At 60.8% G+C, this 692-nt stretch carries 1 protein-coding gene; it reads left to right on the forward strand.

Going from position 1 to position 692, the window contains the following annotated elements:
• Nucleotides 1-375, forward strand: a 375-nt coding sequence (locus NKH90_RS34660; protein WP_352823828.1) for a transposase, incomplete at its 5' end; no start/stop codon positions are given.
• Nucleotides 376-692: the final 317 nt, after the last annotated feature.

A 692-nucleotide genomic window follows, 5' to 3' on the forward strand; every position in this document is an offset into this window, starting at 1 on the left:
GGTCCTGTGGTGGCGCTGGCTTATACCGCGACGATCGACATTCCACAGCGATTCAGAAACTCCAAAACGGTGGGGTTCATCCTGGGACTGACGCCGGTGCTCAACCAATCAGGTGAAAGTCACCGCGTGGGTCGCGTCTCGCTGTGCGGCGACGGGATGATGCGCACCTTGCTCTACGAAGCCGCCCAAGTGATGCTAACGCGCGTCAAGAAGTGGTCATGGCTGAAGGCGTGGGCGATGAATGTCGCCAAGCGGTGCGGTCTGCGAAAAGCGATCGTGGCACTCGCCCGCCGGCTGGCGGTCATCATGCACCGCATGTGGGTGGACGGCACCGAATTCCGCTGGACGCGGGAGGCCTCGCCAGCCGCTATCTGACCGGGAAGGCCGTAAGGAGAGAGACAAGTTCCGCCACCGGCGGAAGCACGTCCTTCGCGGGACGATGGATGAGGCGAGTTCGTTGAAGCACTCGGACCGGTCGCTCACTGCAGCCGATCAGGCCGCGAATCAGATTGTGCCGCTTCATTCTCCTGATCCCATGCTGGGAGGGCTAAAGCCGATCCCGTAGAGAAGCGAGGCCCCGCGAAAGACGTCAAACGCCGGAGAAGCCGCAAGCTCGAAAGCGCTTGACCTCAACATGCCGAATAGAGAAGTGCTTCAGGACTGCTGCAACCCGGACTTTTTCAACACTATCG

Source organism: Mesorhizobium sp. M0898 (assembly GCF_040319695.1).
Taxonomy (GTDB): Bacteria; Pseudomonadota; Alphaproteobacteria; order Rhizobiales; family Rhizobiaceae; genus Mesorhizobium.